We start from the raw sequence: 23214 nt of genomic DNA, 5'->3' as shown, positions 1-23214 counted from the left end.
CTCCTTTCTAATCCGTTTGTAATCCCCATGCATCGATAGCAAGTAGGATGGAAGCGACAATTGGTTCATACATACAATTTGCTTCTTTTAGCTGTCCATGCAAAGCTTGTATATTTTGTGTGTATTTACTCATAATTGGCTCACTATCTTCTTCATTGGCATTTGCTAGAAATTCGAGTAGAAGTGGTAAGTAATCAGGAAGCTCCTTGTCTGTTACTGCAAATCCCGCCTTTTGATAGTGTTGTTTTAATTCTAGTAATTCAATTCCGCGCTCTCTTTGTTCACCTGTGTTCATATAAGTAAGGTACATATTTGTCTTTTTTCCGAAGTCGAATGTGTATACGTAAGAGTCGATGAGTTGATCGTCTGTTTTTTCTTGCGCTTGTTTAATAAAAGTTGTAAGCAGCGTGTGAATTTCTTCATGCGTAATGGTATCGATTGTTTCTTGCAGTTCGGATAAAGCTTCTCTCCATCCTGTTTCAGGATAGGAGAGAAGGAAGGAAGCACAAGAAAAAGCAGTTTGTAAACGTTGTTTCATAGTTGTTACCTCCTTAGTTTAAGAGAGTGTCGTGCAAGAACCTGGACCACCGGCGAAGGAAAGGCCGCAGCTTCCTTGTTCACTATATAAATCTGCGACTTGTTCACGGTGCGACGTAGGAATGACAAAGCGGTCTTTATATTTTGCAATCGCAAGAAGGCGATACATATCTTCTACATCTTCTTTCGTTAAGCCTAAGTTTTTTAATATAGTTTCATCTGGTTCTTTATTAATTTGTAATGCTCTCATATGAGTTCGCATAACAGCCATTTTTTTCAATGTAAGACGAATGTGAGATTCATCTCCCGCAGTGAGTAAGTTAGCCAAATATTGAATCGGAATTCGCATATTATCGATAGCAGGGAAGATCTCTTCTGTTTTCCAGTTACTCCCTTTTCCTTCTACCATATTCATAATTGGACTAAGCGGCGGGATATACCAAACCATTGGCATTGTCCGGTACTCAGGGTGAAGAGGCAGAGCGATTTTCCAATCGATAATCATTTTATAAATAGGTGACTCTTGAGCTGCTTTAATCCACTCTTCCGGAATACCTTGTTTTTTTGCTTCTGCTGCTACTTCTGGATCGTTTGGATCTAAGAAGACAGTAAGCTGAGATTCATATAAATCTTTTTCATCTTGAACGGAAGCAGCTTCTTTTACTTTGTCAGCGTCATATAACATAACGCCGATATAGCGAATGCGCCCTACGCATGTTTCAGAACAAATCGTTGGCATGCCAGCTTCAATACGTGGAAAGCACATTGTGCATTTTTCTGCTTTATTTGTTTGCCAGTTGAAATACACTTTTTTATAAGGACAAGAAGATACACAGAATCGCCAAGCGCGGCATGCGTTTTGATCGACAAGAACAATCCCATCTTCTTCACGTTTATACATAGCGCCAGATGGACAAGAAGAGACGCAAGATGGGTTCATACAATGTTCGCAAATGCGAGGTAGATACATCATAAAGACGTTTTCAAAATCTGTTTTAATATCTTCTTCCATTTTCTTAACGTTCGGATCTTGTAAGCCTGTTATATGTCCGCCTGCTAAATCATCTTCCCAGTTTGGTCCCCACTCGATTTTGTCGATAAACTCTCCTGTAATTGCTGATTTTGGGCGAGCGACAGGCTGATGCTTTCGCTGCGGGCTGTTTGTTAATGTTTCATAATCATAATTCCAAGGTTCAAAGTAATCATCAATTGTAGGTTGATCAGGATTATGAAAAATGTTCATGAGACGTTTCATTTTGGATCCGGATTTTAGCTGGATTTCACCGTTCTTTAATTCCCAGCCGCCTTTGTATTTTTCTTGATCTTCCCACTGTTTTGGATAACCAATACCAGGTTTTGTTTCCACGTTGTTGAAATACATATATTCAGCACCTGGACGATTCGTCCAGGTGTTTTTGCATGTTACGCTACAAGTGTGGCAGCCAATGCATTTATCTAAGTTCATTACCATTCCGACTTGCGCTTTAATCTTCAAGCCAATCTACCTCCTTCAGTTTGCGGATCACGACATTTAAGTCACGTTGATTTCCAGTTGGACCGTAGTAGTTAAAACCGTAGCTTAATTGACCGTATCCTCCAATCATATGTGTTGGTTTGACATGAATACGAGTCGGACTATTATGTGTTCCGCCGCGGTTACTTGTTAAATTTGTACCAGGCACGTTAATATGACGATCCTGTGCGTGGTGCATAAAGGCCATTCCTCTTGGTATACGGTGCGTTACAACAGCGCGTGCTACAACAACACCGTTACGGTTGAAACATTCGATCCAATCGTTATCAGCTACGCCAGCTTCAGCAGCGTCATCTTTGTTCATCCAAACAGTTGGACCACCGCGGAACAGTGTTAACATTGGTAAGGAGTCGAAGTACATACTATGAATCGACCATTTATTATGCGGTGTTAAATAGTTCAGCGTAATTTCTTTTCCTTCTACTTCAGGACGTGATTTACGGAACGGTTTATGCTGCAGAATTGGCTTAAATGTTGCCATTGTTTCACCAAATTCTTTCATCATATCGTGATCTAAATAGAACGATTGTCGTCCAGTTATCGTTCTCCAAGGGATGAGACGCTCAACATTTGTTGTAAATGGTGAGTAACGGCGTCCGCCTTTTTCAGAACCCGTAAAGGCAGGAGAAGTAATTACCGTTTTTGGCTGCGCTGTAATCTGCTCGAATGTAAAGCATTCTTCTTCGCGTTCTTCCGCTAAATCACGCAATTTTAAATCTGTTTGTTTCTCAAGAGCTTCCCATGCTTTCACAGCCATATGACCGTTTGTTGTAGAAGAAAGAGTTAACACTGCTTCAGCAGCATTGATTGCCTCTGTAATGTCAGGGCATCCTTTTGCGATAGAATCAGTACGAACAACGCCTAATCGACTCTTTAATTGTTCATATTCTTTTTCTGCTGACCAGGAAATTCCTTTCGTACCAATTGGTTGTTTTCCGGCATTTGGCCCAAGTGCAGTCATTTTGTCGTAAATCGTTTTATAATCCCGCTCTACAACATGAATTTGTGGCATTGTTTTTCCAGGGATCGGTTCACAATCGCCTTTGCTCCAATCTTTAATCTGACCGAGCGGCTGTGCTAATTCTTGCGGTGTATCGTGAAGAAGCGGTGTTGCCACAACTTCTTTCATTGGCTCAAGATCAAGTTCTGTTGCTAAATCAGAGACTGCTTTAGAAAGGGAACAGAAAATATCCCAGTCAGAGCGTGCTTCCCATGGTGAACCGATGGCTGGATTAAATGGATGTACAAACGGATGCATATCTGTACTACTTAAGTCGTGTTTTTCGTACCAAGTTGAAGCTGGAAGGACGATATCAGAATAAAGAGCTGTTCCGGCCATACGGAAATCTAAGTTGATAAGTAAATCTAGTTTTCCTTCAGGTGCTTCTTCATGCCATTTTATTTCCTCTGGTCGTAATGAATCGCTATCATCGTTCAATAATCCGTTTGTTGTACCGAGTAAATGTTTTAAGAAATATTCGTGTCCTTTACCAGAACTTGAGATTAAATTCGCGCGCCATACAAATAAATTGCGCGGGAAGTTATTTTTGTTATCAGGGTCTTCAATTGCGAACTTAAGCTCTTTTTCTTTTAATTTTTGTGCAACATATTTTCCGATTTCTTCCCCCGTTGTTGCGCCAGCAGCGACTGCTTCTTTATATAATTCAATGCCATTCTTTTCGAACGTTGGATAAGAAGGTAACCAACCAAGGCGAGCAGCCAACACATTATAATCACCGTGATGTTGATATCTTGAGTTACCAACAACTGGAGATGCTAGGTGACCGACTGGTGTATCTTCATAGCGCCATTGATCTGTAACGAAATAGAAGAAAGATGTACCGTTTTGCAGTTTTGGTGGACCTTGCCAGTCTTTTGCCATTGCGATGGTTTGCCAACCTTCTGCTGGACGTAACTTTTCTTGACCTACATAATGCGCCCAGCCGCCGCCATTTACACCTTGTGCACCAACGAGAAGAACAAGGTTTAGAACAGCACGGTAAATCGTATCTGAGTTAAACCAATGGTTAATACCAGCGCCGACAATAATCATCGAACGACCATTTGTATCAACAGCATTTTGGGCGAATTCACGAGCAATTTGAATAATCAATTCTCGTTTTACACCTGTTATTTTTTCTTGCCATGCTGGTGTAAATGGAACATCATCATTGAAGTCTTTTGGTTCTTGCCCGCCAAGACCTCGGTTCACGCCATAGTTTGCTAACGTTAAGTCGTATACAGTTGTAACGAAAGTGTCGCCGTCTTGCGTTGTAATTTTTTTCACTGGAATTGTACGCTCTAATACTTTGTTTCCGTCATCAGAGAAGTATGGAATTTGTACAGTTCCAACTGCATCTTCCATACCAAGTAGTGAAAGACGTGGGTCAATTTTTTCACCAGTTTGTTCATCTTCTAAGCGTAAGTTCCATTTCTTTTCGTTATCCCAGCGTGAGCCCATCGTGCCATGTGGGGTAGCGAAATCGTTTGTGTCATCATTCCAAAGAACAGGTTTCCATTCACCAAGTTTTGTTTCACGTCCGATATCATTCGCGTTTAAGAAACGATCTGCAACGAATTGATCTCCTTGTTGTTTTAACGTGACAAAGAACGGGAAATCGGTATATTGCTTCGCATAATTTGTGAAGTATTCCACTTGTTTGTCTACGTAAAACTCTTGTAAAATAACGTGTCCCATTGCCATTGCAAGTGCTCCGTCGGTACCTTGCTTAACGCTAAGCCAATCATCAGCAAACTTTGTAGATTCAGCAAAGTCAGGACTTACTGAAACAACTTTCGTTCCCTTATAGCGGACCTCGGCTAAGAAGTGAGCATCTGGTGTTCGCGTCATTGGTACGTTTGAACCCCATGTCATAATGTAACCAGAGTTGTACCAATCACTGCTTTCAGGCACATCTGTTTGATCACCCCAAATTTGCGGGGAAGCTGGTGGTAAATCAGCATACCAATCATAGAAGCTAAGCATAGGTCCACCCATAAGCTGCATAAAGCGGCTACCAGCGGCATGACTTAACATTGACATGGCCGGAATTGGAGAGAAACCAACATTTCGGTCAGGGCCATATTTGATTACTGTATATAGTAAGGAAGCAGCGACAAGCTGTAATACTTCATCCCAGCTAGCACGAATGAATCCGCCTTTACCGCGCGCACTTTTATATGTGCGTGCCTTTTCAGGGTTTTCTACGATGCTTTTCCAAGCGTCTAATGGCGATTTATGATTTTGAAGTTCTTCTTTCCACATATTCCACAGGACGCCGCGTACGTATGGATATTTCACGCGAAGCGGACTATAAATGTACCAAGAAAAACTTGCTCCGCGCGGACATCCTCGTGGTTCAAAGTCAGGCATATCCGGGCCGGTAGATGGATAGTTTAATTCTTGTCCTTCCCAAGTGACGATTCCATCTTTTACATAAATATTCCAACTGCAAGAGCCAGTACAGTTAACGCCGTGTGTAGAACGGATTACTTTATCGTGTTGCCATCTTTTTCGATATACGTTTTCCCATTCACGATCTTCATATGTTTCTTGTGTATGGTTATCGTTATAGCGATCTATTGGAGAAAAATATTTTAAACGTTTCATTAGTGCTGAAGGTTTCTTTTTCATACTGTTCACTCCTTTATTGCGTCTCTTTTTCTTACTCTCACTATAAGAGGACGGAATAAATAGAGATGTGATATCTATCACAGTTCAATAGATTGTCAAAAATTAGATTCACAATATTTTTTTGGCAAAAGTGTGGTCTTTTTCACATTACAAAATGTGTTTTTCATGTAGGATAAAGGAGAAAGAAAAAGAAAAAGAGCAGCATCTCAAATAGAGAGGCTACTCAATACTACAAATAGAGGAAGGGCAGTCTTCACAAGAAATTTCACATTTTAAAAATTGTAAGTCATGAACTGTGATCTTTCCTTTATGAATAGAAATCGTCCCTTGTTTTTTTAAATCATTTAACATACGGTTTACGCTTTCACGTGAAGTTGCGCAGAAATTGGCAAGTTCTTGGTTTGTTAAAGGCAGATCGATAAGGATGCCATTTTCTTTTAAGACGCCATAGCTATTTGTCATGCGAATCAATGTAGAATAAAGGGCACCTTTTTTTCCATGTAATACTAAATCACGGAATTTTGTTTGCATTCTGCGCAGATGTTCACTAATCCATTTCATAAATTCAAATGCAAGAGCAGGTTTTTGCAGCAATGCTTTTTCTAAAGCATCCCGTCTAATTACGCCAACCTCAACCTCTTCTAGGCATTTTGCATTTAATAAGTACTTTGCATTGTCCGTAAATAATGTTAATTCTCCGATAATATCGTCCTTTGAACAAATGCGAAGTGTTAACTCCTGTCCAGCAGCGCTAATTTTACTAATTTGTACTTTCCCAGAGCGAACGATATAGAGTTCTTTTGCCTCCATTCCTTCTTGGAAAATGTAACTTCCTTTATTGATCTGCATTTTATATTCAACAGATGCAAGTAATTCCTTTAAATCATTTGATAATGCCGTACGATTTGTCACAGCAATCACCTTTCTTTTCAAAGCAGTCTATCCCTTATTTTGAATGTAAATATGATGAAAATGCAAGAGATATTTTCTATATATAAATCCATTTTAACTTTTCGGCATCTAAATCCTTGCTATGCAGAATAAAGAGTAATCTCCACTCGTTTGCCCTTTCTGTTTTTGCTTCGCATGTGGCAGAAAAAGGCCTTGACTGACCGCTTCTATGCATGAATAGATGCTCTCTCTCACCTAAAAAGAGGGGGTATGTTGTTTTTTTATTGATGTATATAGAGTATAAGAAATGGCGGAATTTTCATCTGTGAACAAGCGTATTTTTAGAAATGAAAAGGGGCTTCAAGAAGTCAGTTACCCTGATGTGCAAAGGTAATAAAGTTGCTTCATTTACAATAAAGTCCTTTAAAACATAATAAAGCTGTTTAAATTCTCTTGTTTTGCTAACGGGCAAGTTAGTAATATAAGAAGTGGTAATATTACTTTGGCAATTATTACTCGAAAGGAGAAATATATTTGGACTTAAAATACTTTATTTTTGACACCATTCCTGATGCTAATTTAATGGATAGTATATTAAATCTTCACAACAAAATATTTGGTAGTAACGACAACTTGATTATCAAAATGAAAGATAAACCCAAATTATTATTTAACATCGCATTAGACGGTAAAAAAGTTGTTGGATTTAAGATTGGATACGAATTTGATAAAAATAAATTTTATAGTTGGTTAGGTGGAGTGGATACTAATTATAGAAATCATGGTATTGCTTCAGAGTTAATGGAACAGCAACATCAATATTTAAAGGAACATGGTTATAAAATTGTGCAAACAAAAACAATGAATAGATGGCGTAGCATGTTGATTCTAAATATCAAAAATGGATTTGATGTTATGGATATTTATACTGATAATAAAGGATTGCATAAAATAATACTTGAAAAAAATTTATGTAATTAACGGGTACGTAGTTATACATAGTCTGATTTTTAAACGACTTTATTATTACTAATTATGAATAAAATGGGTACAGATCTTTGAAAATTAAACAATCAAAACACCGTCCGAATTACTTGGACGGTGTTTTGATTGTTTATAAGGTTAAAGTTAAATAACTTTATTATCTCTACACACCTGACTTTTTGGACAGCCCCTTAATCTTATTATGAATAGGGAAGGCGTTTATCTATTTAATCCATTTCACAACTTTATCCATTGTTTGACGAGTTTTATTATGTTTTGGTTCTTCCACGCGATAACCAAAAGCAGCGAGAACAGAGATGCCAAATGTATCATCTGAAATAATGCCTTCTTCTTTTAAAATCGTAGTAACTTTTTCTTGATGGAAGCCCTCGATCGGACAAGAATCGATACCAATCTGAGCAGCTGCAGTCATCATATTACCAAGAGCGATGTATGTTTGTTTAGAAGCCCAATCGAACATTGCACGGTCGCTTTCTAATAATTGAAAATCAGATTCTTGAAACTCCTTATAAAAGCCGCGTTTCATTGTTACAACTTCCTCGGGAAGCTGCTGAATATTTTCCATGAAGTTTGAAATATAGGAAGAGTTATAAAGCATCTCTTCTTTTTTGCGAGCTAATATGACTATAAAGTGACTTGCTGTTGGTAATTGTTTTTGAGCGCCCCATGCTACAGGTAGTAGTTTATTGCGCAGTTCTTGGTTTTGAATCACAACAAACTTCCAAGGTTCAAAGCCAAATGAACTTGGAGAAAGTCGACCTGTTTCTAAAATAAAATGAAAATCTTCATCAGAGATTTTTTTATTCACATCGAATTCTTTACATGCATGTCTAAAATGATAAGCTTTTAAAATTTCTTCTTTTGTATGTTCCATTTATACAACCACCTTTTCGCAACTTGCTTTTTTATAGTAAGTTGATTACAAAATAGATTCTACAGTAGTACAATGAATGATGTAAGTACGCACATTTTTAGCATATAGTATCAATTTGTATACTAATGGAGAGTGATGAAATGAAAAACGAAGAGATATATCGTTGTTCGGTAGAATTAACACTAGATGTAATTGGGGGGAAATGGAAAGGGGTTATTTTGTTTCATTTAATGAATGCGAAAGAAATTCGTTTTAATCAATTTTTAAGATTAATGCCAGGCATTACGCAGCGTATGCTGACAAGACAGTTGCGAGAGCTCGAGGCTGCAGGTGTAATTCATCGGGAGGTATATAAAGAAGTTCCGCCAAAAGTGGAGTATTCTTTAACAAAGTTCGGAAAATCCCTTACGCCAATTATTACACTTATGCGTGAGTGGGGTGATGAATATCGAACGCAAATACAGGTGGATCAAAAGCAGTAAAAAGGTACAGCTTAGATTGCACATTTTTTTGTAATGGGTTAGGTATCGAGATTTTTCATAACAATGTGAACAAAATACGAACAGATTTGTGAAGAAATTTTGAATGGCATAGATGATGTGAGAAATATCACAACATATATTGTTTTCGTTTATTATCATGAAGGCAAATAAAAAACACGGAAAGTGAATAAAGAGACTAAGCAAAAACATCGCAGTTTAAAAATATATTATAATAGAATGAAGGCAGATATGAATTTAGCAGAACAGGAGGGGTGATGATGCACGAGAAAGTTAGGGATTCTTTAGGGCGCCCACTTCAAGATTTACGCATCTCTGTCATTGATCGTTGTAATTTCAGGTGTACATATTGTATGCCGGCTGAAGTGTTTGGACCGGATTATGCATTTTTACAAGAAGAGTTTTTGCTTACCTTTGACGAAATTGAACGCCTAGCAAAATTATTTGTGGGTATGGGCGTAAAGAAAATCAGGCTTACGGGCGGTGAACCATTACTGCGTAAAGATTTAACAAAACTCATTGCACGTCTTGTGAAGCTTGATGGCTTAACGGATATTGGACTAACGACAAATGGTATTCACTTAACGAAACAAGCAAAAGCGTTAAAAGAAGCAGGATTACACCGAGTGAATGTTAGTTTAGATGCGATAGAAGATGATGTGTTTCGTAAAATTAATGGCCGGAATATTGGTACAAAACCTGTGCTAAAAGGAATCACAGCCGCAAAAGAAGCAGGGCTCGAAGTAAAGGTAAATATGGTTGTAAAAAAGGGAATGAATGATAGCCAAATTCTCCCGATGGCCGCTTATTTTAAAGAACAAGAAATTCAACTTCGCTTTATTGAATTTATGGATGTTGGTAGTACAAATGGATGGAATTTTGAACAGGTCATTACGAAACAAGAATTGATTGAGAAAATCGGTCAAGTATATCCAATTGAGCCTGCTGAACCTCATTACTTTGGGGAAGTTGCCAAACGTTACCGCTATGTAGGCAGTGATGTAGAAGTTGGATTTATCACTTCGGTGTCTGAGTCTTTCTGTTCCTCTTGTACGAGAGCGCGGATTTCAGCAGACGGTAAGTTTTATACTTGTTTGTTTGCTACAGAAGGTACGGATTTAAGGGATCTACTTAGGAAAGATATGTCTGATTCGGATTTATTAAAGGTATTACAAGATATATGGAAATATCGAAAAGATCGGTATTCAGATGAACGGACTGAAGAAAGTGCGAGAAATCGTCCAAAAATTGAAATGTCTTATATTGGAGGATAAGAAAGGAGGGACCGCATTGCAGGAACGTTATTCAAGGCAAATATTATTTTCAGGTGTTGGTGAGGACGGACAAAGGAAGATAAGAGAGAAGCATGTGCTTATTATCGGTGCTGGTGCACTCGGAGCGGCAAATGCAGAAGCGGTTGTTCGGGCTGGAATTGGAAAACTGACGATTGCAGATCGTGATTATGTTGAGTGGAGTAATTTACAGCGGCAGCAGTTATATACAGAGGAAGATGCAAAACAGTACAAGCCGAAAGCAATCGCAGCGGCAGAACATTTAAGAAAGATTAATTCTGAAGTGGAAATTATACCAGTTGTAACAGATGTGACAATGCAAGAAATGGAAGAATTAATTAATAATGTAGATTTGATATTAGATGCGACTGATAATTTTGATACGCGTCTTCTCATTAATGATATTTCGCAAAAATATAATATTCCTTGGATATATGGAGGATGTGTTGGTAGTTACGGAGTCACCTATACAATTCTTCCAGGGAAAACGCCGTGTTTCCGTTGTTTGATGGAGCAACCGACAAGCGGGGCGACATGTGATACAGCAGGAATTATACAGCCAGCTGTCCAAATGGTTGTTGCACATCAGGTGACGGAGGCTTTAAAAATACTAGTAGAAGATTTTGATGCGCTTCGTGAGACGATGCTATCATTTGATATTTGGAACAATCAGCATATGGCGTTTAAAGTAAATAGACAGAAAAAAGATACATGTCCATCTTGTGGAAAACTGCGTACGTATCCGAGTTTAACATTTGGATCACAGATGAAAACGGAAGTGTTATGCGGACGAAATACGGTTCAAATTCGTCCAGGAGTATCGCAATCTCTTAATCTAGAAGAAATGAAAAAGCGCTTACAAAAAAGTGTGGATGTACAAACGACACCATATTTATTATCATTTCCGATTGAGGAATATCGTTTTGTTTTATTTACAGATGGTAGGGCATTTATTCATGGAACGAATGATATGAAAGTAGCGAAGCGATTATATGCAAGATATATAGGCTGAACCTAAAGGAAGCTCCTTTAGGTTCAGGGGATTGCGTTAGGAGTGTGGATTTCTAACATAATCTCCACTTTTCCCGCCTGTTTTCTCAAGTAAATATGTTTCGCCAATAATCATTCCTTTATCGACAGCTTTACACATATCATACACGGTAAGGGCGGTCGCAGAAGCAGCTGTTAGAGCTTCCATTTCAACACCGGTGCTACCTTCTGTTTTGACTTTTACTTCAATGAGTAAACGATATTGTTCTTTCGCTAATTCCCAGTCGAAGGAGACGTCTACTCCTTTTAGAAGTAAAGGATGGCACATTGGAATAATGTCAGAAGTGCGCTTGGCAGCCATAATACCGGCAATTTGTGCAACGGCTAATACATCGCCTTTGCCGATTTCATTACGGGAGATTTTATCATAAATTTCTTTTGTAACAAGGATGCTAGAGCAAGCAATTGCGGTGCGCACTGTCACCTTTTTATCGCTAATGTCGACCATTTTAGCACGGCCTTGGTCATTAAAATGAGTGAATGAAGACATGGAATTCCTCCTTGAAGTAATTACTAGTATGATTAGCATTGTACAATATAAAGTGTAATCAAGATGTGATATTTTGCAAACATGGGGTGAAAAAGATGTTAGAAAAACGAATACCAATTCCAGTAGCAGAAGCAGTGAAGAGGGTTATGAAATATGCTCAGCAAGGTGAAGCTGAAGAGGTTCCGATTATCGAAAGTTATGGAAGAGTTCTTGGAGAAGATGTTGTAGCAGATCACGATGTTCCGCATTTTGACCGCTCTCCATATGATGGTTTTGCGATTCGAGCGGAAGATACAAAAGAAGCAAGCCAAGATCATCCGATTGAATTTGAAGTAATAGGGGAAATTGGGGCTGGCTCTGTTTTTACAGAGGAAGTGAAGGCTTTCGAGGCGGTTCGTATTATGACAGGGGCAGCTATTCCAGAACATTGTAATGCGGTCGTGATGTTAGAGCTAACAGAAGGATATAAGAAAAACGGAAAGACATATATGAAGCTAAAGCGCCCTTTTGCAAATGGTGACAATGTTTCATTTCGAGGAGAAGACATAAAACAAAATCAAGTCCTTGTGGCAAAAGGTACAGTGATTAATCCAGGTGTGGCAGCGCTATTGGCGACTTTTGGTTACAGCTCAGTAAAGGTTGTAAAACAGCCCGTTGTTGGGATTGTTACAACAGGGAGCGAATTGTTGGAAGTACATGAGCCGCTGGAACCAGGGAAAATTAGAAATAGTAATTCCTATATGATCGCAGCTCAAATTGTGAGAGCGGGCGGGAAAGTACGTTATTATGGACAACTTGCTGATGAGCTGGAAGCTTGTTATGAAGCAGTGAAATCTGCGATGGATGAAGTAGATATTTTAATTACAACTGGCGGTGTCTCGGTAGGAGATTACGATTATTTACCGGCTATTTATGAAAAGTTACATGCGAATGTATTATTTAATAAAATTGCAATGCGGCCAGGTAGTGTTACAACGGTAGCTGAAGTAAATGGAAAGCTATTATTCGGCTTATCAGGTAACCCGTCCGCTTGTTATGTAGGGTTTGAATTATTCGTTCATCCGATCATTCAAACATATCTTTATGCGAAAGAACCACATGCATATCGTGCAGATGCAATTTTACAAAAGGATTTTCCAAAGCCCAATCCATTTACGCGATTTGTAAGGGCGAAAGTAAACATTGTAAATGGCGTGTTGCAAGCAATGCCAGTAGGTTTAGATAAATCGAGCGCAGTATCTTCCCTTGCCAACGCGAATGCTTTTATTGTACTCCCAGGAGGAACAAGAGGATTTGAAGCGGGAATGACTGTGTCGGTATTATTATTAGAGCCGAGCCAAGGAAGTGAGTGGCCATGGGCAGAACCGCTTCAATCTTACAAATAGTAGGTTATCAAAATAGCGGAAAAACAACGCTTGTGGAGAAATTCGTTCGCGTTTTGACTAATGAAGGAATGAAAGTTGCTACAATTAAGCATCACGGACATGGCGGTTTCCCGGAAGTACCGCAGAAAGATAGTGAACGTCACAGGCAAGCAGGAGCAGTTGTAAGCAGCGTAGAAGGAGCAGGGTTGTTATCCCTTTCTTCTCTTCGCGATAAGTGGTCTTTAGAGGAAATCATTCATTTATATGAATTCTTTGAAGTAGATATAATTTTAATAGAAGGTTATAAAACGGAAACATATCCGAAAGTAGTTCTCCTTCGTTCAATGGAAGATGCTGCTTTATTAAATAAAGTGGAGAATGTGATGGCCGTTATCACATGGGATGATATACAAAGCCTGCAAGAAACATATAAAACATTTCATATAACAGAGGAAGAATCTTATATGAAGTGGCTCGTAGAAGTGGTAAGGGGTGCAAAATGACATATACGTATTATGAAGTAATCGATACACCTATTTCGATTGAAGAGGTAACAAATAAAGTGATTCGCCGTGAATGCGGTGCTGTAACAACCTTTATTGGGACTGTTAGAGAATTTACGAAGGGGCGCCGTACATTATATTTAGAGTACGCAGCCTATAAGACAATGGCAGAGAAAATGCTAGCGAAAATTGGTGCTGAAGTGAAGGAGAAATGGCCTGGAACACACGTTGCGATTACACATCGCATCGGTACATTACAAATTTCTGATATCGCCGTTGTTGTTGCGGTATCCACACCGCACCGAAAAGCAGCCTATGAGGCAAATGAATATATCATGGAACGGATTAAGCAAATTGTTCCGATTTGGAAAAAGGAGTTTTGGGAAGATGGCGATTCATGGATTGGCGATCAGTTAGAAAAAACACCGTATCCAGATGGAGAACCGGGAAAGGAGATGAGAAAATGATTCGAGTATTACTGTTTGCGCATTTGCAAGAAGAAGCAGGGACAAATGAACTGAAAATAGATTGCGAAAACATTACTGTTACAGAGTTGAAAGAGATAATAACAAAAGAATATCATGTAACAGTTTCAGAACAAATTATGGTTGCTATCAATGAAGAGTATGCAAATCATGATGATAAAATACAAGCTGGTGATGTTGTAGCATTCATCCCGCCAGTGAGTGGTGGTTGATTTTTTCCAGTCTAATCACGAAACTACGTGATTAGACTGGAGGGAATTAATATATATTGTGAAATGTTGAGCAAAATAGGAGGCGAAAAAGATGAAAAGTCCGAATTTTCAATTAGGTTTACAAACTTTTAATCTTATTATTGGTTTTATGGTATGGGTAATTTTATCTTCTTTAATGCCGTTTATCAAAGCAGATATTACATTAACGGCAGGACAAATTTCCCTTGTTACAGCAGTACCCGTTATTTTAGGATCGGTACTTCGAATACCAATTGGGTATTGGACGAATCGATACGGAGCAAGAAAATTATTCTTTATCAGCTTTATTATTTTATTATTCCCTGTCTTTTATATTAGCATTGCGAGCTCTATGATGGATTTAATTATTGGTGGTTTATTTGCAGGGATTGGCGGTGCTGTGTTTTCTGTCGGTGTAACGTCCTTACCGAAATATTATCCGAAAGAACGACATGGCTTTGTGAATGGAATCTATGGCATCGGTAACGCAGGAACAGCAGTTACATCTTTCTTAACACCTGTAATTGCCACTTCATTTGGCTGGAGAGCAACTGTACAATCTTTTTTAATTTTACTTGCTCTGTTTGCACTTCTAAATTTCTTATTGGGAGATCGTAATGAGCGAAAAGTGAATACCCCATTAATGGAACAGTTAAAAGGTGTGTATAAAAACGAAAAGCTTTGGTTCTTATGTATTTTCTATTTCTTAACTTTCGGTTCGTTTGTTGCATTTACAGTATACTTACCAAACTTCTTAGTATCTCACTTTGGATTAGAAAAAGTAGATGCGGGCATGCGGACAGCTGGATTCATTGTATTAGCAACAGTAATGCGTCCAATTGGTGGTTGGCTTGGTGATAAATTTAATCCATTTAAAATATTAATTTTTGTCTTCATAGGTTTAACGCTATCTGGTATTATTTTATCGTTTATGCCAAGTATGAACGTGTATACATTTGGTTGTTTACTTGTTGCATTGTGTGCAGGAACTGGGAATGGGACAATCTTTAAACTTGTGCCGATGTATTTCTCTAAGCAAGCTGGGATTGTGAATGGACTTGTTTCAGCTTTAGGCGGACTAGGTGGGTTTTTCCCGCCGTTAATCTTAGCATTACTATTCCAGCTAACAGGTCATTATGCGATTGGATTTATGGCGCTATCAGAAGTAGCACTTGCTTGTCTAATCATTACAGTGTGGATGTATAGTCAAGAAAAACTATTAGCGATGTTAAACAGTAAATAATAGAAGAAAAAGATGTCTGTAAGTAGACATCTTTTTCTTGTTTAGGCAAAAAAAAATAGCCGAATGCTATTTTAAATTTGTATATGCAAAGTAGGAGTTCATGTATTAATGATCGATGGTAACTTGTAGGAAATCAGTGGCTTGATTTTCTGAAACATCTTGCACAAGTGCGACTTCACTAATTAAAATTCTGCGCGCATTGTCGAGCATTTGCTTTTCACTTGCGTTTAACGCTCTTTCTTTATTACGGCGAATTAAATCGCGAACAACTTCAGCACCGTCTAGGAGATTTCCATTTTTCATTTTCTCCATATTCATGGTATATCTTTGTTTCCATGAGAGTGAGTGGTCAGCTTCACCATTATGAATGTCAACTAATACATCGTTTAATGTATTTTTGTCGACAACATAACGTATGCCTGAATCTTCTACTTTGTCCATAGGAATCATTACTTGCATATCGCTAATAACCATGTGTATCACACAATACTGACGTGTTTTTCCTAACACTTCTTTATCCTCAATTGCTTCGATTATTCCCGCACCGTGCATAGGATAAACAATTTTATCACCAATTTGAAACAAATCATCCACCTCCATATGTGGTAACTATATGTAATGATAACATAATTGAATAAAAATGTCAAATTTATTATATTATCATATGTTGTGTATCTGTGTCAATGGTTTTTGTTTTGGATTTTTATATTATTTTCAGATGGAAAATCACAACACATTTTGCTGAAAGGGCCGCAATTAAAAAGGGATGATATTCTGAGGAGCTCTCGTGGAAAAATACGAGGCATATCCACTTATTTTTAAGCATAAAATGCAAAATCGCTAATACAATATACATAAATCCGTTCTTTTTAAAGGAGGGAGAGAAGGTGGGGCGCACAATTAAAATTGATATTACAAATAAAGTAGTAGCTAAATTTAGAGCAGATTATTTGGAATTATATACGAGTAAATTTATGATAGGGAAGTTTTATGTCTATACTGAAGAGAAACAGTATGTGTTAGAAGACGGATATATATATGAAAATGGCAAGTTTTATCGCATCATAGATACGCACCGTGGCAATAATTCAGCGGCGGAGGGCTGCGATCTAGGATGGTGTTAAAATGATTCGCGTTAAGATGTTTGATGAAAGTCATGAAAAAGATTTGGAAGACGCTGTGAATACATTCTTAAAGAAGATAAATGATGAACAGCTTGTAGATATTAAGTATCAAGTTGGTGTCTCCATCAATGATGATGAAAATCAAATTTATTGTTTTTCGGCGATGATTGTCTATAAAACATAAAAAAGAGCTGGGGAGCCAGCTCTTTTTTATGCTCTTAAGTGGACATTACATGGGTTGGTAAAGCATTCATAATGGATTGTGGTGTTTCATTTTCTTTTGTAGATAAACTGATTTCTGCTGTTTCATAGTTTTGGAAATTTTTACACATGCCAAGATGGTAACGCTCACCTAAAAATGGATCAATATAAAAACCGTTTTTAAATATTTTATCATTCGCATTTTTCTCATGATGAATTTCAGAACAATTGATGCAATAGAACATATCTTTCATCCCCTTTATTTTATTATGGAAATTTTTCCTTACTGCCTTTAGAGAAAAAGAGTGAGCAGGTAGTGAATTCTCTCCTAAATTCATTGCTTCTAAAACTGTTGAGGAGGTGAGAAATGACTACCTGCTCATAGTTAAATACAAATTGTGGGCATATCTCTTCTGAGTCTTAGACACATCTCACTTATACCGATATGCTTTCTAATCCCGAGGGAAGGAGGAGAGGCTAAAAGCAAGCGAGGTATGTTTTGTTGCTCTCCGCGCATTATAAATGATGGAGTTTCATAATGTTTGGAGTTTTTATATGTGATGTATCTTTGTGAGTATATTATGAGGAAATGTTGAGAGTGTGTTTGTCCTGTTGAAAAAATGTTGATAATTTCTCAACGGGCATTGAATAGCGTGTCTTGACGTGAAACCAAAAGGTGTTATATTATAAAAAAACAAAACCAAAAGGTGTTATATTATAAAAAAACAAAACCAAAAGGTGTTATATTTTAATGCCAAATAAGGAGACATCATATGGAACAGCAAAATACATTACAAGATATTACACAAACCGTTATTTTTGAAGCACCTATTCAAAAAGTGTGGAATACGGTATCAACTGCAGAAGGAATTGCATCTTGGTTTATGCCAAATGACTTTGAAGCAAAAGTAGGGCATGAATTTCATGTACAATCACCTTTTGGCCCATCACCATGCAAAGTATTAGAAATCGATGAGCCTCATCGTATATCTTTTTCATGGGATACAGATGGCTGGGTAGTTTCGTTTGTTTTAAAAGATTTAGGAGATAAAACGGAGTTTACTCTTATTCATGGCGGATGGAAACATCCTGATGCAATTATTACGAAAGCGAACGCGAAAAGTTCTGTTATCCGTGATAATATGGCGGGCGGCTGGGTAGCAATTGTAAATGAAAAACTGAAAAAGGTTGTTGAAGGATAAGTGTCCTCATCAGCAGCGAAATATGATGTTTTTCAAGCGATTGCTGATCCAACTCGCCGAGAAGTACTCCGGTTATTAACACAACAAGAATTACCGATTTCTAAAATAACAGATCATTTTCCGATGAGTCGCACAGCTGTAGTAAAGCATCTTCACATTCTTTCAGAAGCAAAGTTAGTGAGTGGAAGAAAGGTTGGAAGAGAAAAGCTGTATCGTTTGCAACCTGAGCCGTTAGCTGAATTACAGCAGTGGCTTTCCTATTATGAACAGTTTTGGAATAATAAATTGTCCATGCTTAAATATGTGGTGGAAAATGAAGAGTAAGTATTGTTACATGTTGTCGAAACGCCGATATATCATGAGAAGCGGTTGATATATGTAAAGAGGATGATCGTTATGAACGATCATCCTCTTTTTTTACTGTTCAGTTGCTTCTGTTTTACTTTGAGAAGGTTTTAAAACAAACCATACGATTAATAACGTAAGCAGTGCGAGTGCGAAAGTGCTCATATAGATTACATGTATGCTCGTAGCGAGTGCCTCTTGTGATCCTGTTATTATATTCGCACTAGTACCGTGCCCACTAGAAGATACAAGATCAAGGTTTTTAATTCCTTGCGCGTGAATCATCGTATTAAAGATTGTTCCGAAGACTGCAGCACCTAATGTTTGGCTAAATGTATTAATAAATGTGTTTAAGCCGACTGCTGTTCCGCGCGTATGTGAAGGGACAGCTGCTTGAATGGTTATCATATAAATTGGTGTGATAAGTCCCATTCCGAAACCGAGTAGTCCGACTGCAACATAAATAAGAAACGCTGGTGAATGAGTTGATAATATAGATAGTAAGAAGGTAGCGACTGATAAAACGCTAGCTCCAAGTAAAATGATTTGTTTAGTTTTCAACTTACCAACTAAATTCCCAGAAAGTATCGCACCAAATGTCCACATAACGGGAACTGGCATGAGAATAAGTCCAGCTTCGGTAGCATTTTTTCCTAATACACCTTGACTCCAAATTGGAAGATACATTGTAATACTAATGATTATTGCGCCAGCAATAAGCGTTAGTACATTTATTGTTGATAATGTACGGTTTGAGAAAAGTGCTAACGGGATTAATGGTTCCGGAGATTTTTTCTCAACGAATAAGAAAATAATGAATGAAACAGCTGCAAAGGTTAAGAGGCCAATAATTGTAATGTCACCCCAGTTTTGCTTACTGCTTCCTGTTAAAAGCGCGTAAAGTAAAGCGATTGTACTTAGTGAGAAGATAATCGCACCAGGATAATCGATATGGTGTTTCGCTGGTTTGATCGATTCTTTATAAGAAGTGGCAATCATCACACAAGCTAGGATTCCAAATGGAACGTTTAAGAAGAAGATGTAGCGCCAAGAAAGAGAGTCAACTAAAAATCCGCCTACTAACGGTCCTACAACACCTGAAACACCCCAAACAGCGCTCATCCAGCCTTGTGCTTTTGCGCGGTCTTTTGCTTCGCTATATAAATCGCCGATAATCGTCATTGTAATAGGCATAACAGCGCCTGCACCTATACCTTGAAGAGCACGAAAGACGATTAATTGTTCCATCGATGTAACGATTCCGCACAGTACAGAACCGATTAAAAAGATACCTGCACCAATGAGCAGAATTTTTTTTCTTCCGAATAAATCTGCTAGCTTTCCGTAAATCGGAGTTGAGACAGCTGTTGCTAGCATATAGATTGCATACACCCAGCTAACAAGTTCGACGCCAGATAAGTCGCTTGTTATGCGGGGGATTGCTGTACTAACGATCGTTCCTTCCACAGCGGAAAGAAACGTCATTAGCATTAAAGATATCATGACTTTTTTTCGCATATGTTTTCCCCTTTGTTACAATTATTCAACATTATAAAATATAAAGGTACTAAGCTATATAAAGCAACAAAAAAGAAACAGGGAGAATCTCCTCTCTGTTTCTTTACTCCTACTGTGCCTTCACATTTTGACCTGCAGTTGTACCAGCAATTCGACCTGTCACAAGAGCAGAAGTAATATTATATCCACCTGTATAGCCGTGAATATCAAGAACTTCTCCGCAGAAGTATAAGCCATTCATGAGTTTAGAAGACATTTCTTTCGGATAAATTTCTTTAACAGAAACACCGCCGCCTGTAACGAACGCTTTGTCAAGGGGCTGTGTGCCGTTTACTGTTACTGTAAACTCTTTGAAGTCTTTCACAAGTGCACGGATTTTTTCGTGAGAAACTTGTCCAGCTTGCTGACTACCATCAATTTCGTTCTTTTCTAATAGGAATAAGAAATAACGCTCAGGAACGTATCCTTTTAAAACATTTTTGATTCCTTTTTTGGGATCTTCTTTAATTTGTTTCATCATGTGCTGGAAGATTTGTTCGCTATTTTCTTCTGGCATTGTATCGATGCTCATTTGAACGGTATTTGCCTTGAACTTTTTCATCGTTTTTACGACGAATTGGCTACAGCGAAGAGCTGCTGGGCCAGAAATACCAAAGTGGGTAAAGAGCATATCCATTTTATGAGAAATGACAACTTTCCCTTTTGGATTTAATACGCTTAAGTTTACATCACGTAAAGCAAGTCCTTGCAATGTACGATCACGAATAAATGGTTCATTTGAAGTAATGGGTACTTCGGTTGGGAAAAGTTCTGTAATCGTATGTCCTGCTTTTTCAGCCCAAGCGTAACCGTCCCCAGTTGAACCAGTGTGAGGAACAGATTTCCCACCTACAGCGATAACAACATGATTTGTTTCCAAAACTTCGCCTGTTTGGAGAACAACGGCTTTCGTTTGTCCATTTTCATATTCTATCGTTTCAACAGGAGTATTGGTACGTATTTTAACACCTAGTTCTTGTAATCGTGTTAATAAAGCGTCCACGACAGATTGTGCTTTATTTGATACAGGGAACATGCGCCCGTGATCTTCTTCTTTTAGTTTTACGCCAAGGTTTTCGAAGAATGTAATAATATCTTCATTATTAAAGATGGAAAAAGCACTGTATAAAAAGCGACCGTTTCCTGGTATATGTTTGACAATTTCATCAAGTGGTAAGCGGTTTGTTACATTGCAGCGACCACCGCCAGAAATCGCAAGTTTACGTCCTAGTTTATTTCCTTTATCAAGAAGTAAGACGTGCGCACCTTCTTCAGCAGCACCGATTGCGGCCATTAACCCTGAAGGGCCTCCGCCGATGACAATAACATCATAATGCATAGTATATCGACCTCATTTTCTACATTTCCTGCCTAAAAGAATAGCATGTTTTCATAGAAAAGAAAAATACAGTGAGGTACTGTTTCATTCAGAAAGTGTGGTACAATACAAAAGTTAGAGTTCAGCGTTATATATATGTAGGAGGATTATTTTATGTCCGATTCGAAATTTTTGCGAGGAACGCTTATTGTGACGTTAGGAACATTTTTAGTAAAGTTCTTAGGCATGATTTATGTCTTTCCGTTTCATGCATTAGTTGGCACAGAAGGCGGAACGCTCTATACATATGGATATATTCCATATACGATCTTTTTAAGTATTGCAACGGCTGGGGTGCCTCTTGCTGTTTCAAAGTTTGTTTCCAAATATAATGCGCTTGGAGATTATAAAACGAGCCGGAGAATGTTCCGTTCGGGAATGGTTCTGATGATAGTAACGGGAATCCTTTCTTTCTTAGCCCTTTACATGACCGCACCATTATTTGCAGAAGCTATGCTTGGTAAACAAAGTGTACACAGTAGTGTCGAAGAAGTTACGATGATTATTCGCCTCGTAAGTTTTGCACTTATTGTTGTACCAGCAGCAAGTTTAATTCGAGGTTATTTCCAAGGTCACCAATCAATGGGACCGACGACGGTATCGCAAATTATTGAACAGATTATTCGCATTGTCTTTTTATTAGCGGGTAGTTATATCGTCATGAAAGTAATAGGTGGATCGGTAGCGACAGCAGTTGGAGTGGCAACTTTTGCTGCTTTTGTTTCAGCAGTGGGAGCACTCGGTGTTTTAATTTGGTACTGGTTAAAACGCAGAAATCATCTAGATCAATATTTGATTGAACAAACTGTACCAGAATCGACAGTAAGTACGGTTCAATTATTTAAAGAGTTATTTGCGTATGCAATTCCTTATGTTGTAATTGGATTAACAATTCCTTTATATCAACAAATTGATACACTGACATTTAACGCAATTATGCAAGCGATTGGGCAAGGTGATATTGCAGAGCGAGCACTTGGTATCTTTACAATGTGGACGCATAAATTAATTATGATCCCTGTTTCGCTTGCGACAGCATTTAGTTTAACGCTTGTTCCAGCAATAACAAAATCGTTTACAGAAAAACAATTTCGTTATTTAAAACTACAAATCACACAAACATTCCAAGCAAATATGTTTTTAACATTACCTGCGGTAGTTGGTATTTCTATTCTTGCGTATCCGATTTACACAGGATTTTATGAAGCAGATCCATTAGGTGGACAAGTACTTATGTGGTATGCACCGGTTGCGTTATTATTTGCTTTATTTACAGTAACTGCGGCTATCCTGCAAGGGATTAATCAACAAAAACATGCGATTATTGCACTTGCCATGGGTGTTATTTTGAAGTTTTTAGGCAATGTTATTTTGATTCGTTACTTCGGTACAATTGGAGCTGTTTTAGCAACAGGTATTGGATTCCTAGCTTCTATTTGGTATACGAATAAACAAATTCGAAAACATGCACACTATTCATTCGATGTTGTATATAAGAGAACATTCCAAATTGCAGTGTTAACACTTGCAATGGTAGTTGTAGTAAAACTTTCACAAGGAGTTCTATCCTTGCTGATTTCGCCTGATGGCCGTATTGGAGCGCTTATTACCGTTGTAATTTGTGCAAGTATTGGCGGCCTTACTTACGGATATTTAGCAATCCGCACAGGTGTACTAGAACGAGTATTTGGCGGAGAAGCTTTAGCGAAGATTCAACGTAAGCTTGGTGGTAGATTAAAAATAAAGGTGAAATCGAAAGGGGCGTAAAACACGTC

General features: G+C 38.1%; 24 protein-coding genes. 14 read left to right on the top strand and 10 right to left on the bottom strand.

Annotated features, from left to right (window positions below; all coding sequences use genetic code 11):
* Positions 1-7: 7 nt before the first annotated feature.
* From narJ to ACIQ7L_RS09060, 4 genes are all read right to left on the bottom strand, one after another.
* On the bottom strand, positions 8-538 hold the full coding sequence (gene narJ / locus ACIQ7L_RS09075; protein WP_400568380.1) for a nitrate reductase molybdenum cofactor assembly chaperone: 531 nt from the start codon (positions 536-538) through the stop codon (positions 8-10).
* Between the two features lie 18 nt (positions 539-556).
* Positions 557-2032, bottom strand: coding sequence for a nitrate reductase subunit beta (narH, locus tag ACIQ7L_RS09070; RefSeq protein WP_400568378.1), 1476 nt, complete (start codon positions 2030-2032; stop codon positions 557-559).
* Positions 2022-5705, bottom strand: a complete 3684-nt coding sequence (locus ACIQ7L_RS09065) for a nitrate reductase subunit alpha (RefSeq protein ID WP_400568376.1) — start codon at positions 5703-5705, stop codon at positions 2022-2024. Before ACIQ7L_RS09065 ends, narH begins: the two co-directional genes overlap by 11 nt.
* A gap of 219 nt (positions 5706-5924) precedes the next feature.
* Positions 5925-6617: a Crp/Fnr family transcriptional regulator gene (locus tag ACIQ7L_RS09060; RefSeq protein ID WP_400568614.1), complete on the bottom strand. Its 693-nt coding sequence runs from the start codon at positions 6615-6617 to the stop codon at positions 5925-5927.
* A gap of 513 nt (positions 6618-7130) precedes the next feature.
* Here ACIQ7L_RS09060 and ACIQ7L_RS09055 point away from each other — a divergent pair.
* Entirely contained in the window at positions 7131-7577 is a 447-nt protein-coding gene (locus ACIQ7L_RS09055; RefSeq protein WP_400568374.1) for a GNAT family N-acetyltransferase, read from the top strand.
* Positions 7578-7803: 226 nt separating this feature from the next.
* Here the strand turns inward: ACIQ7L_RS09055 and ACIQ7L_RS09050 are convergent, their stop codons facing one another.
* On the bottom strand, positions 7804-8475 hold the full coding sequence (locus ACIQ7L_RS09050) for an NAD(P)H-dependent oxidoreductase (protein ID WP_400568372.1): 672 nt from the start codon (positions 8473-8475) through the stop codon (positions 7804-7806).
* A gap of 140 nt (positions 8476-8615) precedes the next feature.
* Here ACIQ7L_RS09050 and ACIQ7L_RS09045 point away from each other — a divergent pair, with 140 nt between their 5' ends.
* From ACIQ7L_RS09045 to ACIQ7L_RS09035, 3 genes are all read left to right on the top strand, one after another.
* A complete protein-coding gene (locus ACIQ7L_RS09045; RefSeq protein ID WP_400568370.1) occupies positions 8616-8957 on the top strand; it encodes a winged helix-turn-helix transcriptional regulator in 342 nt (113 codons plus the stop codon).
* Between the two features lie 278 nt (positions 8958-9235).
* Positions 9236-10249 carry a GTP 3',8-cyclase MoaA gene (gene moaA / locus ACIQ7L_RS09040; protein WP_400568367.1) on the top strand — a complete coding sequence of 338 codons (1014 nt, stop codon included), beginning with the start codon at positions 9236-9238 and terminating at the stop codon, positions 10247-10249.
* Positions 10250-10265: 16 nt separating this feature from the next.
* Positions 10266-11279, top strand: coding sequence for a molybdopterin-synthase adenylyltransferase MoeB (locus tag ACIQ7L_RS09035; protein WP_400568365.1), 1014 nt, complete (start codon positions 10266-10268; stop codon positions 11277-11279).
* Between the two features lie 36 nt (positions 11280-11315).
* Here the strand turns inward: ACIQ7L_RS09035 and moaC are convergent, their stop codons facing one another.
* On the bottom strand, positions 11316-11807 hold the full coding sequence (moaC, locus tag ACIQ7L_RS09030) for a cyclic pyranopterin monophosphate synthase MoaC (protein WP_097898029.1): 492 nt from the start codon (positions 11805-11807) through the stop codon (positions 11316-11318).
* A gap of 95 nt (positions 11808-11902) precedes the next feature.
* Between moaC and ACIQ7L_RS09025 the strand changes: the two genes are divergently transcribed.
* The 5 genes from ACIQ7L_RS09025 to ACIQ7L_RS09005 all read left to right on the top strand — a co-directional run bounded on the left by ACIQ7L_RS09025 (position 11903) and on the right by ACIQ7L_RS09005 (position 15632).
* Complete coding sequence (locus ACIQ7L_RS09025; RefSeq protein ID WP_400568363.1) at positions 11903-13192, top strand: molybdopterin molybdotransferase MoeA; 1290 nt, start codon at positions 11903-11905, stop codon at positions 13190-13192.
* Positions 13156-13674, top strand: coding sequence for a molybdopterin-guanine dinucleotide biosynthesis protein B (gene mobB, locus ACIQ7L_RS09020; RefSeq protein WP_400568361.1), 519 nt, complete (start codon positions 13156-13158; stop codon positions 13672-13674). The genes ACIQ7L_RS09025 and mobB overlap by 37 nt, the downstream gene beginning before the upstream one ends.
* Positions 13671-14141: a molybdenum cofactor biosynthesis protein MoaE gene (locus ACIQ7L_RS09015; protein WP_400568360.1), complete on the top strand. Its 471-nt coding sequence runs from the start codon at positions 13671-13673 to the stop codon at positions 14139-14141. The genes mobB and ACIQ7L_RS09015 overlap by 4 nt, the downstream gene beginning before the upstream one ends.
* On the top strand, positions 14138-14371 hold the full coding sequence (moaD, locus tag ACIQ7L_RS09010; protein WP_400568358.1) for a molybdopterin converting factor subunit 1: 234 nt from the start codon (positions 14138-14140) through the stop codon (positions 14369-14371). Before ACIQ7L_RS09015 ends, moaD begins: the two co-directional genes overlap by 4 nt.
* A 91-nt stretch (positions 14372-14462) precedes the next feature.
* Positions 14463-15632 carry a nitrate/nitrite transporter gene (locus ACIQ7L_RS09005; protein ID WP_400568356.1) on the top strand — a complete coding sequence of 390 codons (1170 nt, stop codon included), beginning with the start codon at positions 14463-14465 and terminating at the stop codon, positions 15630-15632.
* 105 nt (positions 15633-15737) lie between these two features.
* Here ACIQ7L_RS09005 and ACIQ7L_RS09000 read toward each other — a convergent pair whose 3' ends face one another.
* Positions 15738-16232, bottom strand: a complete 495-nt coding sequence (locus tag ACIQ7L_RS09000; RefSeq protein WP_400568354.1) for a CarD family transcriptional regulator — start codon at positions 16230-16232, stop codon at positions 15738-15740.
* A gap of 287 nt (positions 16233-16519) precedes the next feature.
* On the opposite strand from ACIQ7L_RS09000, the gene ACIQ7L_RS08995 reads away from it, so the two are divergent.
* Together ACIQ7L_RS08995 and ACIQ7L_RS08990 are read left to right on the top strand one after the other, a co-directional pair.
* A complete protein-coding gene (locus ACIQ7L_RS08995) occupies positions 16520-16756 on the top strand; it encodes a DUF2553 family protein (protein ID WP_097898022.1) in 237 nt (78 codons plus the stop codon).
* Between the two features lies 1 nt (position 16757).
* Positions 16758-16940, top strand: a complete 183-nt coding sequence (locus ACIQ7L_RS08990; RefSeq protein ID WP_097898021.1) for a sporulation protein Cse60 — start codon at positions 16758-16760, stop codon at positions 16938-16940.
* A 34-nt stretch (positions 16941-16974) separates the two neighbouring features.
* On the opposite strand, the gene ACIQ7L_RS08985 is transcribed toward ACIQ7L_RS08990, so the two are convergent.
* Positions 16975-17211 (bottom strand): DUF3973 domain-containing protein, encoded by a 237-nt coding sequence (locus tag ACIQ7L_RS08985; protein ID WP_400568351.1) that lies wholly within the window; start codon positions 17209-17211, stop codon positions 16975-16977.
* A gap of 519 nt (positions 17212-17730) precedes the next feature.
* Between ACIQ7L_RS08985 and ACIQ7L_RS08980 the strand changes: the two genes are divergently transcribed.
* Positions 17731-18159, top strand: a complete 429-nt coding sequence (locus ACIQ7L_RS08980) for an SRPBCC family protein (protein ID WP_400568349.1) — start codon at positions 17731-17733, stop codon at positions 18157-18159.
* Positions 18160-18483: an ArsR/SmtB family transcription factor gene (locus ACIQ7L_RS08975; RefSeq protein WP_400568347.1), complete on the top strand. Its 324-nt coding sequence runs from the start codon at positions 18160-18162 to the stop codon at positions 18481-18483.
* Between the two features lie 93 nt (positions 18484-18576).
* On the opposite strand, the gene ACIQ7L_RS08970 is transcribed toward ACIQ7L_RS08975, so the two are convergent.
* Together ACIQ7L_RS08970 and ACIQ7L_RS08965 are read right to left on the bottom strand one after the other, a co-directional pair.
* Positions 18577-20022, bottom strand: coding sequence for an MDR family MFS transporter (locus ACIQ7L_RS08970; RefSeq protein ID WP_400568346.1), 1446 nt, complete (start codon positions 20020-20022; stop codon positions 18577-18579).
* Between the two features lie 109 nt (positions 20023-20131).
* Positions 20132-21400 carry a BaiN/RdsA family NAD(P)/FAD-dependent oxidoreductase gene (locus ACIQ7L_RS08965; protein WP_400568345.1) on the bottom strand — a complete coding sequence of 423 codons (1269 nt, stop codon included), beginning with the start codon at positions 21398-21400 and terminating at the stop codon, positions 20132-20134.
* Between the two features lie 153 nt (positions 21401-21553).
* Here ACIQ7L_RS08965 and ACIQ7L_RS08960 point away from each other — a divergent pair, with 153 nt between their 5' ends.
* On the top strand, positions 21554-23206 hold the full coding sequence (locus ACIQ7L_RS08960) for a putative polysaccharide biosynthesis protein (RefSeq protein WP_400568343.1): 1653 nt from the start codon (positions 21554-21556) through the stop codon (positions 23204-23206).
* Positions 23207-23214: the final 8 nt, after the last annotated feature.

It is taken from the genome of Bacillus sp. NPDC094106, from assembly GCF_044764345.1.
Taxonomy (GTDB): domain Bacteria; phylum Bacillota; class Bacilli; order Bacillales; family Bacillaceae_G; genus Bacillus_A.
Note: the sequence above shows the minus strand (reverse complement) of the source record. Positions and strands in the feature narration are given on the sequence as shown.